The organism is Mucilaginibacter sp. (genome assembly GCF_035492695.1).
Lineage (GTDB): Bacteria > Bacteroidota > Bacteroidia > Sphingobacteriales > Sphingobacteriaceae > Mucilaginibacter.
Genome location: NZ_DATJJC010000007.1, coordinates 424,272 through 437,835, shown reverse-complemented (window position 1 = coordinate 437,835; position 13,564 = coordinate 424,272). Strand labels below are relative to the sequence as shown.

General features: G+C 44.6%; 13 protein-coding genes. 7 read left to right on the top strand and 6 right to left on the bottom strand.

What is annotated here, in order from left to right; genetic code table 11:
- Positions 1-81: 81 nt before the first annotated feature.
- Positions 82-912 carry a hypothetical protein gene (locus VL525_RS06160; RefSeq protein ID WP_325384447.1) on the bottom strand — a complete coding sequence of 277 codons (831 nt, stop codon included), beginning with the start codon at positions 910-912 and terminating at the stop codon, positions 82-84.
- 227 nt (positions 913-1,139) lie between these two features.
- Between VL525_RS06160 and VL525_RS06155 the strand changes: the two genes are divergently transcribed.
- On the top strand, positions 1,140-1,760 hold the full coding sequence (locus VL525_RS06155; protein WP_325384445.1) for a hypothetical protein: 621 nt from the start codon (positions 1,140-1,142) through the stop codon (positions 1,758-1,760).
- A 102-nt stretch (positions 1,761-1,862) separates the two neighbouring features.
- Here VL525_RS06155 and VL525_RS06150 read toward each other — a convergent pair whose 3' ends face one another.
- Both VL525_RS06150 and VL525_RS06145 read right to left on the bottom strand, forming a co-directional pair.
- Complete coding sequence (locus VL525_RS06150) at positions 1,863-4,508, bottom strand: PAS domain S-box protein (RefSeq protein WP_325384443.1); 2,646 nt, start codon at positions 4,506-4,508, stop codon at positions 1,863-1,865.
- A 146-nt stretch (positions 4,509-4,654) separates the two neighbouring features.
- Positions 4,655-5,428, bottom strand: a complete 774-nt coding sequence (locus VL525_RS06145) for an enoyl-CoA hydratase/isomerase family protein (RefSeq protein ID WP_325384441.1) — start codon at positions 5,426-5,428, stop codon at positions 4,655-4,657.
- A 219-nt stretch (positions 5,429-5,647) separates the two neighbouring features.
- Here VL525_RS06145 and VL525_RS06140 point away from each other — a divergent pair, with 219 nt between their 5' ends.
- The 5 genes from VL525_RS06140 to VL525_RS06120 are packed head-to-tail and all read left to right on the top strand — an operon-like array spanning position 5,648 to position 9,098.
- Positions 5,648-5,995: a response regulator gene (locus VL525_RS06140; RefSeq protein WP_325384439.1), complete on the top strand. Its 348-nt coding sequence runs from the start codon at positions 5,648-5,650 to the stop codon at positions 5,993-5,995.
- A 49-nt stretch (positions 5,996-6,044) separates the two neighbouring features.
- Positions 6,045-6,674: a LysE family translocator gene (locus VL525_RS06135; RefSeq protein ID WP_325384437.1), complete on the top strand. Its 630-nt coding sequence runs from the start codon at positions 6,045-6,047 to the stop codon at positions 6,672-6,674.
- Positions 6,675-6,677: 3 nt separating this feature from the next.
- A complete protein-coding gene (locus VL525_RS06130; RefSeq protein ID WP_325384435.1) occupies positions 6,678-7,013 on the top strand; it encodes an MmcQ/YjbR family DNA-binding protein in 336 nt (111 codons plus the stop codon).
- A complete protein-coding gene (locus tag VL525_RS06125) occupies positions 7,013-8,452 on the top strand; it encodes a rhamnogalacturonidase (protein ID WP_325384433.1) in 1,440 nt (479 codons plus the stop codon). Before VL525_RS06130 ends, VL525_RS06125 begins: the two co-directional genes overlap by 1 nt.
- A gap of 58 nt (positions 8,453-8,510) precedes the next feature.
- Positions 8,511-9,098 (top strand): hypothetical protein, encoded by a 588-nt coding sequence (locus VL525_RS06120; RefSeq protein WP_325384431.1) that lies wholly within the window; start codon positions 8,511-8,513, stop codon positions 9,096-9,098.
- 85 nt (positions 9,099-9,183) lie between these two features.
- Here the strand turns inward: VL525_RS06120 and VL525_RS06115 are convergent, their stop codons facing one another.
- The 3 genes from VL525_RS06115 to VL525_RS06105 form a co-directional block, all read right to left on the bottom strand.
- Positions 9,184-9,879: a LytTR family DNA-binding domain-containing protein gene (locus tag VL525_RS06115; protein WP_325384429.1), complete on the bottom strand. Its 696-nt coding sequence runs from the start codon at positions 9,877-9,879 to the stop codon at positions 9,184-9,186.
- Entirely contained in the window at positions 9,869-10,900 is a 1,032-nt protein-coding gene (locus VL525_RS06110) for a sensor histidine kinase (protein ID WP_325384427.1), read from the bottom strand. Before VL525_RS06110 ends, VL525_RS06115 begins: the two co-directional genes overlap by 11 nt.
- A 104-nt stretch (positions 10,901-11,004) precedes the next feature.
- Positions 11,005-12,219, bottom strand: a complete 1,215-nt coding sequence (locus tag VL525_RS06105) for an acyltransferase family protein (RefSeq protein ID WP_325384424.1) — start codon at positions 12,217-12,219, stop codon at positions 11,005-11,007.
- Positions 12,220-12,401: 182 nt separating this feature from the next.
- Here VL525_RS06105 and VL525_RS06100 point away from each other — a divergent pair, with 182 nt between their 5' ends.
- Positions 12,402-13,559: a M23 family metallopeptidase gene (locus VL525_RS06100; RefSeq protein ID WP_325384422.1), complete on the top strand. Its 1,158-nt coding sequence runs from the start codon at positions 12,402-12,404 to the stop codon at positions 13,557-13,559.
- Positions 13,560-13,564 lie beyond the last annotated feature (5 nt).

The following is a 13,564-nucleotide window of genomic DNA, read 5'->3' as shown; positions in this document are numbered from 1 at the left end:
ATAAATTACGCTTTTAATTCCGTTTTACTCCACGCTTGCTTAATTTACATCCAAATTTCAAGACCGAATTTTTTGTTGCTGCTATTGCCCGGTTCCTGGTGAGCCAGATGGCGGGCTTGTCTGAAAGTTCTGTTCGATCTTTTTGTTTTCAGCTTTTTCATCTGAATTGTTGCCGCTTGGCTTGCCATATTTTGCGATATTGAGTAAAACAAATCGGTCAAAAAATTTACTACGAGTTTTCGCATTCTCGACCCTCTGTTCCGCCATCTGTGTACTCCCATTTGTAAAGTTATAAGGCGGTGGCGGCATATATTCAAGTGTCAATGATTCGGTATTGACATCTTGACCTGATGGCATGTTGGCGTTAGGTGTTGCAGATCCTGCATTGTAATTAAGATCATACCCCTCATCGTCTACCCCCACAGCTATTAGCGAAACATGCATGTATGGATCATTGAACTCGGGAGCTGTGCGGGCGCATAGATAAAACCGCAGACCTTCACAGCCAGGCTGACTAAGAGTTTTCAATATCATATCTTTTTCAAGAGTAATTCCGTATTTTAAGTTTAATAACGCACCATGTCTTTTCTTTGCACGACTGTGGAACTGTCTAAAATGCGCTAGTAATTTATCTGAATTCTCAATGGTAGCGGCAAGCTTTTCCGCTTTTTCAAGAGCTTCTTCATCGTCTTTAAAAAAAGTAATTTCGAAATGATTTAAAAAATTTTTAATAAAATGTATAGCCAAGTTTGCATCGACGGGCCTTCCCGCATGTCCTGTCAGGCCAGGAAGGTTAATACTTTGGCCCATTGAATTTACTTCCATTGATTTAATCTTTGGGATATCAGGCGTGGTTGTTTCGGTATTAAAACATGCCGTATCAACAGTCCATTTGAAATTATTGGCTTTCATATCGTTTTGGTTTTAAGGTGAACTAATTTAATTAATTAACCCCACTAAATTCCTAAATAACAGTCTTTTAGCCACCGTTTTTTCACCCGTTTTTATACCGTGAAAACACCCTGCCAGAAAAGCTATTTCTGCGGTAAAACATTAACAATGCAGTTCTGAGATTTGGTTGTTATTCAACAACCGGGAAAGCCGAAAACGGATTCAGAGTAAGCAATCATCTGCGTATCATGAAAAAAATCATACTGGGAATTGTCCTGATCTCCATTATTAATACAGCTTTTGGGCAAACCGTTGACTTAAATGGAGTGACATTTGGTTTTGGAGCGGGTTACAGCCACACATTTGACAAAACTTATGATTATTCCCTGACGCCTGACGCAAATCACAATTTAAAACTACAGCCTTTAAGTAAGGATGGGTTTGTTATATCGTCTGTTATAATGGTCAAACTAGGGAAGATTGCAGTTAACCAGGATAACAACAGTTTTGTAAAAAGTGCAAGCAAAGGTACTAAAGCTAATTTTTGGGAACACATGTCTATCAACCTTGCCTTAAATCTGGTAAATGTGGCACCAGATATATCATTTAACAAGAATATTGATGGTGGTTTAGGATTAGGATACTTCATTTCGGACAATTTGCAGGTTGCGGTGTTTTACGACGTTTCTAGAGTACGCCAACTTAGAGACTATGTTATAAGTACCTATCAGGATAAATCAATCCCAAATGGGACTGATGGAAATTACAATTCATTGGATGCTAACGACAATAACTTATTCTACAATAAAACCGTTAGTGGGTGGTCGGTTAAGCTAATCTTTTCAATAGCCAATAAAAAGGCCGATTGACTATCGCGTCCCGTTAATGCAATCAGTTTACCCTCAATTACAAAATAGTGATAATCACCCTAAATATCACCACCCGGAAGCTCTTCTCCTGCCGGGCTTTTTTTATACATTATGGGCTGCTGCTTCTTTGGCCATCTCGTGGATGATCTCATCAAGCCTGTCAACTTCGGCTTGCAGGTGGGCGAGCACTTCCGCGTCTGTCGGGTGATCCTTTAACATTTTGGCCAGCGCCTGCAGGTTAGCCACCGGACTGCGTATCAGGTGCGATTGCTTCCAGGCCATGCCTTTGATGCTTTCGATATGGTTTTGGATGCTGTCGTAGGCCTCCTGTAAATTTTGTTCGTACGCCTTTCTTTCGGTAATGTCATAAAGAGCCATCAGGGTACCCAACACCTCATTTTGCTTGTTGGTGATGGGCGATAGCCTGACGTCGTACCATACTCTGCCGCCCGATTTTTCAGGATAATCGCTTTCATAATTGATGTGCTGCCCCTGCGACACCCGCTTCAGGAATTCGGTAAATTGTGGTAATCGTTCCCGGCGGAAAAAATCGGCCAGGTTATCTCCTTTTTCCGGCACATGATTGTATTGCGCAATAACAAATTCTATAGCTTTCTGATTAAATGCCAGCACCTTCAACTGCGTGTCGAACATGGCATAAGCGGTATCGGTAGTATTCAGGATAGTTTGCAGGTTAGCCTCTGATGTTTTCAACGCTTCTTCGGCCAGTAATTTTTCGGTTATATCATTTGTGAGCGAAAGCCGCACGGGCCGGCCATCAAATATGATATCGTGAGCCGTTATCTGCACATACATCAAAGTCCCGTCTTTTTTCAAATGCCGGATAACGCGTCCATCAGCCGAACTTTTTAGTTCTTCCCTATAGCCTTCAAGCTGCTTGTCCCTGTCCTCTTCGGCACGCAAAGCTTTCACGTTCATTGTCAATAATTCGTCCCTGGTGTAACCATACAACCGGGCGGCAGCTTCATTAACGGCAATGACAGACAGATCGTCCTTAGCTATCATCCAAAGCGGAAGGGGGTTACTCTCAAAAAGCAATTTGTATTTCTGTTCCGATGTTTTGAGCTCTTCTTCGGCTTGCTTACGTTCGGTTCCATCAACCATCGATCCGATGATGGTTGGTACTCCGCCCAAGGTTGCCCTGGTACCATAAAATTCCACCCAATTGGTTGTGCCGTCCTTTTTCAGACCCATCACCTCGTAGTGCACACTTTCTGCCTCTCCCTCCATTCTCCGCCTTACATTTTCAGTTGTAATGTGCCTGTGGCTTTTGTGTATTATAGCCTCTACAGGTACTGTGTTGGTCAGTTCGGCAGGCTCGTAGCCAAATATCCCCGCAAAACGTGGGTTTACATAAATGAATTTTCCATTTTGCACAATGTATACGCCCACTATCGACCTTTCGGCTATCGTTCTGAATTTCAGTTCGGCTTCCTTTAATTCGCTTTCTATGCGTTTTCGTTCCGAAATATCGCGCGCCATAACCAATATCCTGTTGTCCAAAAATTTTTTGACATTGATCTCAACGGTAAAAACCGATCTGTCCTTGCGCATAAACCTTCGTTCGCGAACAATTGACTGGCCCGCTATATCCGGTGATGTGGTCAGCGGGTCCGTTTTCAATTCTTCGGGATCGATAATGGCAACAACGTTCATTTGCAGCAGTTCTTCCCGCGTGTAGCCCGTCATTTTACACATGCTGGCATTTACTTCGGTAAAGTTCATACCAAAATCAAGCACGTAAATAGCGTCTGAGGCCTGTTCGATAAGCGACCGGTACTTTTCCTCACTCCTTATAATTTCGGCCGAGCGCTCGGCTACCCTTTGCTCCAGTCCGGCGTTCATTAATTTCACTTCAGCCTCAGCGTCCGAACGTTTGGTGTCGATCTTGTTCAGCCAGTTGGCCGTGCTCCATAAAATAATCATGCTGACCAGCAGGAAACAGACAGCCAGCAACGAAATGCCTAAATCCAATGCAAATATTCGATAGTGTTGAGTTTGAACCCTTAAAGAACCAAACACAAGCACCATTATGATTATCATACTGAAAAGCCTGCGGGCCAGCTGGTTACCTATCTGTTTACCAGTAAATAACCGGGCAATACCCAACGATGGATTTAACATAGCCGCGGCAATTGATAAAATAAGGAATAGGATGGCTGTATGTGTGGCCATGGAACTTACATACAGCAGCGTATTAAACAGCGACACGCCGTATAAATAACCTATCAGAGCAATGGCGGAAAGTATGCTGACCGCATGAAAGAAATATTGGGCAAGTAAATTGGAAATTCTTCCCTTTGCCGAGAGCAGCAAAAAACCAATGCCAAGCAGCGTAAAATTGACAGCCGCGTTATAGGCCATGCGACCGGGATACAGGTGGTTAGCCGATATTTTCTCCGGATCGTTTATAAATAGTTCATCGATGCCTGAATTAAAGTGAAAAAGGAATTGCAGCAGGGTTATTATCCCCACCAGCGCACCGGCTGCCGATGAAATAAAAAAAACCGTTTTACTGCTGGTTACCCTGGTGCTTTGCCGGGCAAGTAAGGCCCCGCCAAAGAAAACGAAGCACAATGCGGCGTTAAATACCATTGGCACAAATCCAGGTACAATTTCCTTAAGTACCGGCACATGAAATATCCACCCGGACATCACAATAACGCCGGCAATTATCGTAACTACGCTAATTATAGTTATTACTCCATTTTTATGAGGATCGGACATTAATCGGCGTGTAAGTTTTTTTACTTTATAACGATATAAACCCGGTGGGGTTTCATTTCAATTTTACTATAAAGAAACAAGATATTAAATCTACAGTTAAAGACAAAACAAGCCTGCAGATCGGTAGAAAGCAGGTAACGATTATTTCATCGCTTCCCGGTAAGGAAGTTATTTAGCGCTTGCTGTGTAAACTCCGAAAGCACCAGTTCGCCGCTGATAGCCGCACGTTCAGCAAGTACTTGGTCCCAGTCTTCAGTGCCCTCCCATAATATTTCTTTCAAGCCGGCAAGCGCATCGGGATGGTATGAGGCCAACCTGGCCGCTAAAGCATCTACCGCCTCATCAAGAGCGGGGATATCCGCATATACTTCATTATAAAGCCCTTTCTCCTTTGCCCATTGCGCCGTTTGAAAATCGGCCGCACGAATGGTAAGTTGTGAAAATGCGGGCAGGCCAATTTTACGAATTACTGCGGGAGAAATAACAAACGGACCTATCCCTATGGCCAGTTCGCTCAATTTGACAGAAGCAGCTTCAGTAGCTATGCAATAATCAGCGGCGGCGGCTAAACCCACTCCCCCGCCAACAGCTTTTCCCTGTACACGGGCGATAATAATCTTTTCAGATTTACGGCAGGCATTAATAACATTAACGAAGCCGGAAAAGAATTGCGTACCTGATTCCTTATCCCTTATTTGTAAAAGCTCATCGAAACTTGCACCTGCGCAAAAAGTACGCTCGCCTTCACTTTTAAGTACTATAACACGTGTATCCGGACTTTTTCCGGACTTTTCAATTTCTGAAGCTAACCGGCTCAACAGATCAGCCGGCAACGAGTTCTGTGCGGGATGAAAAAAAGAAATGGTAGTTACCCCGTCAGTGGTTTGTGAAGTAACGTTTCCGTTAGGTGATTCAGACATGCCCGGCTATTTATGTTCGAAAAATACGATACAAATATCAACAGATTTTAGTTATCAATCAAAGTCCGCGGCGTTACCTATTGGTTAATGACGCCTGTTCATGACTGCAACAAAAATAATTCAGAATTAATCCAAAATTGCTTTCATATCTTTATTGAAAATATATTAGAAATGTGTATTTTTAGTTTCTAATATAAATTTTTAATCAAGAGGAAACTATTGAGAATTTTAGTGATCGAAGATAACCTGGACATCAAAGAGGTGCTGGATTATATTTTACAGGATGAAGGACATGAGGCAATACCTTGCTCAGATGGGTCGTCCTTGTCAGCACTTGATACCATAAAGCCCGACCTTATATTAATGGACGAGCTATTACTTGGCGTACGGGGCAGCGACCTGATAATAAAACTAAAGGCGGATAAAACAACCCGTGATATCCCGGTAGTCCTAATTTCCGCTGTGCCTCATTTAAAAGGTCTTGCAGAAAAATGCGGCGCCAACGCTTATCTCGAAAAACCTTTTAATATAGATGCGCTAACCGATATTTTAAAAAGATATTCTTAAATACATCCTATTGTTCAGATAACTATTTTTATAAAAAATATGACTGAACATGTTCCACATTCAAAACGCCTGGTTATTTTTCACCGTTACACTATTAGTTAACATTACACCCGGCAACGACGTCCTGTTCGTTGCCTCGCGGAGTATTTCGAAAGGTGTAAAGGCAGGCATGATATCGGCTTTGGGAATATTCTGCGGTTGTTTTGTTCATATCTCGGCAGCGGTTTTTGGCTTGTCGCTTATCATTGCAAAATCAGCGTACCTGTTCAGTTTGATCAAATTTGCAGGAGCGGCATATTTGATCTTTCTCGGCGTAAAAGCGTTAATCACCAAACCGGATACTGATACTAAGATCACGCCCCGGGGCAGCAGCAACTGGAAGCATTTTAAACAGGGCTTTATTACCGATGCGCTGAATCCTAAAGTGGCCATTTTTTTCCTGTCCTTCCTGCCTCAATTTATTGATCCGGCGTCGCATTACTTTAAATTTCAGCTGGGCATGCTTGGTTTATGGTTCAACGTGCAGGGTACGCTGGTGCTATTCCTGCTTGCTTTTATTTTAGGACGGACCGGCGACTTTTTTAAACGAAATCCAAAAGTTTGGCTGATACAGGAAAAAGTAACGGGACTAATGTTCATTGGTCTTGGTATAAAAATGGCGTTGACCTCAAAAAAATAAGCAATGGTTAATATCGAACAAGCCAGCGAGATAGCACTTTCCCAACCCAACGCGGAAGAGTTCGACCACTTTGGCCGACCGGCATTCAGGATAAAAAAGAAGCGGGTGTTTGCAACGTTGTGGCCCGCTGAAAACCGCATGATGGTAAAGCTTACGCCGATAGACCAGTCGGTTTTCCAATCGTTCGATCCTGCTATATTTTATCCTGTGCCTAATAAATGGGGATTGGGCGGAGCCACCTTTGTAGAACTAAGTAAAGTACGGCGGGACATGCTGGAGGATGCTATCCACACTGCATGGGAAACTGCTAACACAAAACCAACGAAAAACAGTAAATAATGAAACGGATAACCTTTACTTTTGTGGTGCTTTTTATATCGGCAAGCGCTTTCTCTCAGACAAAAAACGACGTCTACAATGTCAAAACATTTGGCGCTATAGGCGACGGTAAAAATCTCGACTCCAAAGCCATTAACAAGGCCATCGATGCGGCAGCAAGTAATGGCGGTGGTACGGTTTATTTGCCGGCCGGAAATTACTTGAGCGGATCTATCCATCTGAAAAGCAATATCAGCCTTTACATTGACCAGGGCGCGACCATTATAGCCAGTGATGCGGATGTTTACGACCACGAGGAACAAACGGTGAATACCACCTACCAGGATTACGGGCACAGCCATTTTCATAACTCGCTGATTTGGGGTGAGGATGTGCATGATGTTTCCATACTCGGGCCCGGCACCATCTATGGCAAGGGCCTGCTGAGGGACTATAAAAAGGACAGCCCGATAGCCAATAAGGCGCTTACGCTTTACAAATGCCGCAATATTATTATCCGGGATGTAATCTTTGCGCACGGCGGCTGGTTTGCGATACTGGCAACAGGTGTTGATAACCTGACCGTTGACAACCTTAAAATGGATACCAACCGCGATGGGATGGACATTGATTGCTGCCGCAATGTACATGTTTCCAATTGCAGTGTTAACTCGCCTTATGACGATGGCATCTGCCTGAAAAGCACCTTTGCTTTGGGTTTTGCCAGGGCTACGGAAAATGTGACCATCACTAATTGCCAGGTAAGCGGTTACGATGAAGGCTCGTTTTTGGACGGCACTTACAAACGTACTTCGCAGCCCGAATATGGCCTGCATCCGACGGGGCGCATTAAGTTCGGCACCGAATCGAACGGTGGCTTTAAAAATGTGGTGATCTCCAACTGCACATTCGATTACTGCCGTGGCCTTGCGCTGGAAACGGTAGACGGCGCTTTGCTGGAAGATGTATCCATCAGCAATATCACTATGCGCGATATTGTGAACTCCCCTATTTTCCTGCGGCTTGGTGCCCGTATGCGCGGTCCGCAGAGCACTCCGGTCGGCGAACTGCGCCGGGTGACTATCAGTAACGTCCGGGTTTTCAATGCCGACCCGGATTTCGGCTGCCAGATAACCGGCATACCGCGGCACGACATTAAAGAGATAGATCTCAATAATATCCGCATCTACTATAAAGGCGGCGGCAAGGCCTATGATAAACCTGTACCAGAGCAGGAAAAGAATTACCCCGAGCCGGGTATGTTCGGCCCGATACCTGCATATGGTTTTTATATACGCCACGTATCGGGTATCAAGTTAAGAGATGTTGAGGTTAGCTATTTGGATGAGGATGCCCGCCCGGCTTTCATTTTAGACGATGTAAAAAGGGCTGACATCCATAACATCAAAGGGCAAACCGCGAAGGGAGTTGAGGAGGTGAAAAGAGTTAACGCTAAATAACCTGTTATTGTAACCTGCTTAAGTTTAGCGTAGTCACAACTACACCAAAACTTATAGCATGAGAACAAGACTTTACGGAGCCGCGCTTATTTTGGCACCGCTTTTTTATGGACTTTCCAGCTTTTTCTGGCATACAACCGGGCAATACACTGAATATACGGTTACCTCGGGCATCCTGCTTATTGTTGGCAGCGTATTTTGGGTGTTCGCCTTTGCGGCCTTGTTCGATCTGTTAAAAGACAAAACGCCCCGTTATGCCGTTTGGGGATTCTTTATCGCCGTGTACGGATGCCTTTGCGGCGGGGCAGGTTTTGCTTTACGCGATATTTTCACGCTTACGTTCCATATCCCGCATAAACAAATGCTGGAAACATTTGCGGATTACCCAGTGTTTGACAATGTTGTTTTCTGGATTGGCGGACCGGCATTTCCGGTCAGTTTACTGGTGGTGGGTATCGTATTGACTGCAACGAAAAAGGCGCCCACATGGGTTGGAATAATGATCGCGTTAAGCGGTGTATTGTTCCCGGCTTCACGCATTACACGTACCGAAATGATAGCCCATGCTGCTGACTTGTGTATGGCGCTGCCGATGTTTTATTTGGGGTGGCGGCAAATCACTAATAAACTTGTCATCGAACGATAGAGAGAAATCTTAGCCGATGTGCAGGCGGACGTGTCTCTTTTATAAGATTTCTCCTCGTTCTTCGTCGAAATGACAATGGTTTCTATTAGCGCACTATCTGCCCCAAAACCTCTTCCCTCAAATACTTGCTCATCGGTACTTTGTAATCGCGGATATGCAGGGTATTGCCTTCTATAGTGCCTATCTTATCGATAGCCACGACGTACGATTTATGCGTTTGAATAAATTGTTTAGCGGGCAATTTCTCAAGCAGAGATTTGATCGTAGTGTGCGTGACTATTTTTTTATTATCGACATAAATGGCCACGTAATTTTCCATACCCTCGATGAACAGTATCTCATCAAAATTTATCTTCTCCAGCTTGCCGTTGGATTTTACAAAAATATAGGGTGCTGCATTATCCGGCTGTTCGCGCAAAGCGAAATAATCCCGTGCTTTCCAGGCCGCTTTCAGGAAACGTTCGTAAGGGATGGGTTTCAGCAAATAGTCCATCACATCCAGCTCAAAGCCTTCAATGGCATATTGCGTATAAGCTGTGGTGAAAATAACTTTAGGCGGATTTTTGATAGCACGCAGGAACTCGACCCCGGTAATATGCGGCATCTGTATGTCGAGAAAAAGCAGGTCGACCGGCTGCTTTTGCAATACATCTCCCAATTGCAGGGCGTCTTCACAAACGCCCTGCAGGTCAAAAAAGCCGATCTTTTCTATATAACCTTGTAAGCCCTTGCGTGCAAATGGTTCGTCGTCGGTAATGATGCAGCTTATCTTAGTGCTCATATTGTATTTTCATTTCGGCCTTAAAACTACCATTCCCATTTTCTATTACCAGTGAATGCTTACCGGGGTATAGCAGGTCGAGCCGGCGCCTTAAATTCTCCAATCCTATGCCGCTTGTTTGTGTTGCTGCTGGTTTAATATTCGGGACCGAATTTTCAACCCTGAACCTGATATTTTCGCCCTCAACTTTGGCTTCTATATCCAGATGATAATCCCCGCCTACATATTTGAAAGCATTTTCGACTAAAGGGAGGAATAATAAGGGGTAAACCAATTGCCCGTTCAGTCCTGTTCCAAAATCAACATTGAGTTTTAATTTATCTGTGCTGCGTATTTTTTGCAGTTCAATAAAAGTTTGCAGGTATTCTATCTCCTGCATTACCGGTACCTGTTGCTGCTGGTCGTACAATTGATAGCGCAGCAGCTCCGAAAACTTCTCGATGCTGCGCTTGGCGCCTTCATGGTCCTCGTCCATCTGGAAATAAATGGTATTGAGAGCATTGAACAGGAAATGAGGGTGATATTGTGCCTTCAAAAATTTCAGTTCGGTTTGCAGGTGCTCATTGGTTATTTTTTCCAGTTGCACTTTATTATCTACATAGGCCCGCAGGTAAGTGCTTGTACGCGCTATGCCATAATAAACTATTACATAAAGCGTGGGCACTACATTGATATCTACGATATCCGCCAGGGAAAGCCCGTCGTCTGTAAAAGCCGCCATGGGCGTAAGTATCGCATTCACCAGCAGCAGGTTGACCCCCACCATGATCAGCAACTCGCGCACTACACCCTGGTAACAAAACTGCACCGGCCAGCGCCTGTCGTAAAACCTGAAGAGCCAGTCGAAAAGGGCTATTCCCAGGTAGCCCACCACTATGCTGCAGGCCATTTCAAATTCGTTCAATGCCCAGTCGCGCTTCCAAAACCGCTCGCCTATAACCGTGTCGTGCAGCACCCTTACCGTAAAGTAGATCAGCAGGCCATACAGGGCGGGGAAGATATATTTTCTGAAGAATTTCATTAATAGTACAAATATGATTAAAAACGCCGTTTATTTTACCCCCACCCCACCCTCTCCCTAAATTTAGGGACAGGTGCCGACGAAGGAGCCAGAGTGGTTAAAACTTATGCCGATAGCACCACTACCGTTTTTATTTCTTCCGGTTCAACATGCATTACCGGCTTTGGCTTATCCTTAGGTTTCATACCGAACAGGAACCGCATCAATGCATACGGACGGATAAGCAGGTGATAAATGAGCACCGAAACGAAGAAGGTAGCCGCCGCCAGGAAAATGTATTTAGACAAGATGCTTTCGTTAGGCGCCTGTACCACATAATAAGCTATTATAACCATAGCGGTTTGATGCAGGATGTAGAAAGGGTACACAGCCTGGTTAAGGTAATTGAGCACCTTGTGCTTGTAGTTTAGATAGTGTTTGCCGTAACCAACCAATGCAAGCACCCATCCCCAGCCGATAACGGCCCGCATACCCCTGAAAGTGGCATAAGCAAACTCACTGGTGAAATGCCAGTTTATATTATCTGGTTCAATTTTGTTCCATCGCAAGTAGTTCATCAGCATAAAGCTTAAGAAACCTATGGTTAGCGCAAAACGGCGGTTACGCTCAAGGCTGTCCATCAGTTTAGGCTGAAGGATGCAGAAGAAACCAACCAGTACAAATAAAAGCCAGTAAACAAAATAGCAGCCATCGTGCGCCAGGTCGTTGGTTTCAGGCAGTTTCCAGCTTAAAAGTGCATACCAGATAATGCCGGGCAGGGCCAGCAGGTAAACCAGTTTTCCGCTGGCCAATACGGCAAGTTTGTTTCTGAAACCTTCGCTTGTAGGCGATACCAGCCAGGCAAATACCGGCGCAAACACCAGGTCGTAGATAAACAGGTAAGCGATGAACCACAGGTGGTGCCAGCTAAAGCTGCCTTTGGGGTAAGGCACAAAATTGAATACGCTTGGGTAAAAATCCCAAAAACTACCTTTGAAACCATTGGCCACACGCTCCATATATATCTGCGGTGGTACTACGATGAACATTCCGACCAGCAGCGGGATAAACAGCCGGCGAAACCGCAAGCCGATAAAGTTTAGGCTGCTGCGTTTTTGCATCATGTAATAACTTACCGTGCCTGATATAAAGAACAGCAGGGGCATACGCACCAAATGCATAAAAAATACTACCTCGCTCATCAGGTTGCTGGTTTCCTTGTTTTTGATGTGCCACCAATCGCCGGTATCAAAAGGCATTGCCGAATGAAAGAATAGTACACCCAGTATGGACAGTATCCTAAGCCAGTCCAGGTATGTTTGTCGTTGTGTAGTTTCCATTGTCGTGATTTTTTATTTAAAGGAACCACAATGGCCGCATCGGGTAAACAATTTTTGACCACCGGTAGATTCCTGTTGACCAACGGACGGATTTGCCCAGGTGATTTAGGTTTGATATTGATAAATACATCAAATGTTATAGTTAACTTTGAGTTGAGCCGACTTTCCTAAAAGGCAAACCTATGCTTAAAACAATTTCATTGCTTTGCATGCTATTGGTTTTCACCGGGACCAAACGGGATACTACTAACCCGATACAGGCCACCGAGGCAACTATTAATATGCTGCCTGCAAACCCAATTATTGAGCACGACCAGTACGGGCAGTACCTGAACTTTGATATCAGCATTAAAAATACAGGTACCCATACGCTCGAGCTGGCGGCTATCGAAATGTCGGTAGTAGATGCTTCGGTTAAGACGGTCGTAAAAAAGACGATCAACAGCAACGGACAATCGCCGGGAATAAAAACGCTTGGTAACACCATTATCAAACCGGGAGCAACCATCAGTATTTTTAACCCCTTTTATACACTGACGCCGGATATAAAGATCACCTTCCTGCGGTACGAGTTCTTTTTCAATTATTCGGATTCGCCGCAGCAAGCGGAAAACAACAAGCACAGGATACCGATGGATGTTGATGTTTCGATTGAAAAGATCGTAACTCCGCGGTTGTATATTCCAAAAACAAATTTTACCCTGCCGGCGAAAGGTAAGTTACTGGTTTGGGACGGGCACGACTTTTACTCGCATCACCGCCGCTTCCGCGTAGTGTTACCCGAAAGGCTGGAAAAAGGCACCACCGCCAATTCGAACCGTTACGCGTGCGACCTGGTGAATATTGACGAAAAGGGAAATATGTACCAAAGCGATCCATTCAAAAAAGAGAACTGGTATGTTTTTGGCAAACCTGTGTTTGCGCCGGCGGGGGGTATTATTATTGAGGCGCAAAATGATATTCCGGACAATGAATTTAATAGGAAGGCCGTCAAATCGCCCAATATCCCGGCTGATGCCGATCCGCTTGGCATGGGCAACCACGTGATCATCGATCACGGAAACGGCGAGTACAGCGTTTTGCTGCATCTTGAAAAAGGAAGCGTGACCGTTAGGAATGGCGAACAGGTAAGGCCGGGGCAAAAAATAGGCAACATTGGTTTTTCGGGCGACGCGATATTCCCTCACCTGCATTATGCCGTGATGGACGGCCCCAAGGAGCAGGTTTCGGAAGGTCTACCCTGCTATTTTAATGATTTTAAATTATATCGGGGCAGCGTTTATATCGCCGTCAAAAAAGGCCGCACAGACAGCGGAGATATTATCGAATCGGAAAAATAATTACT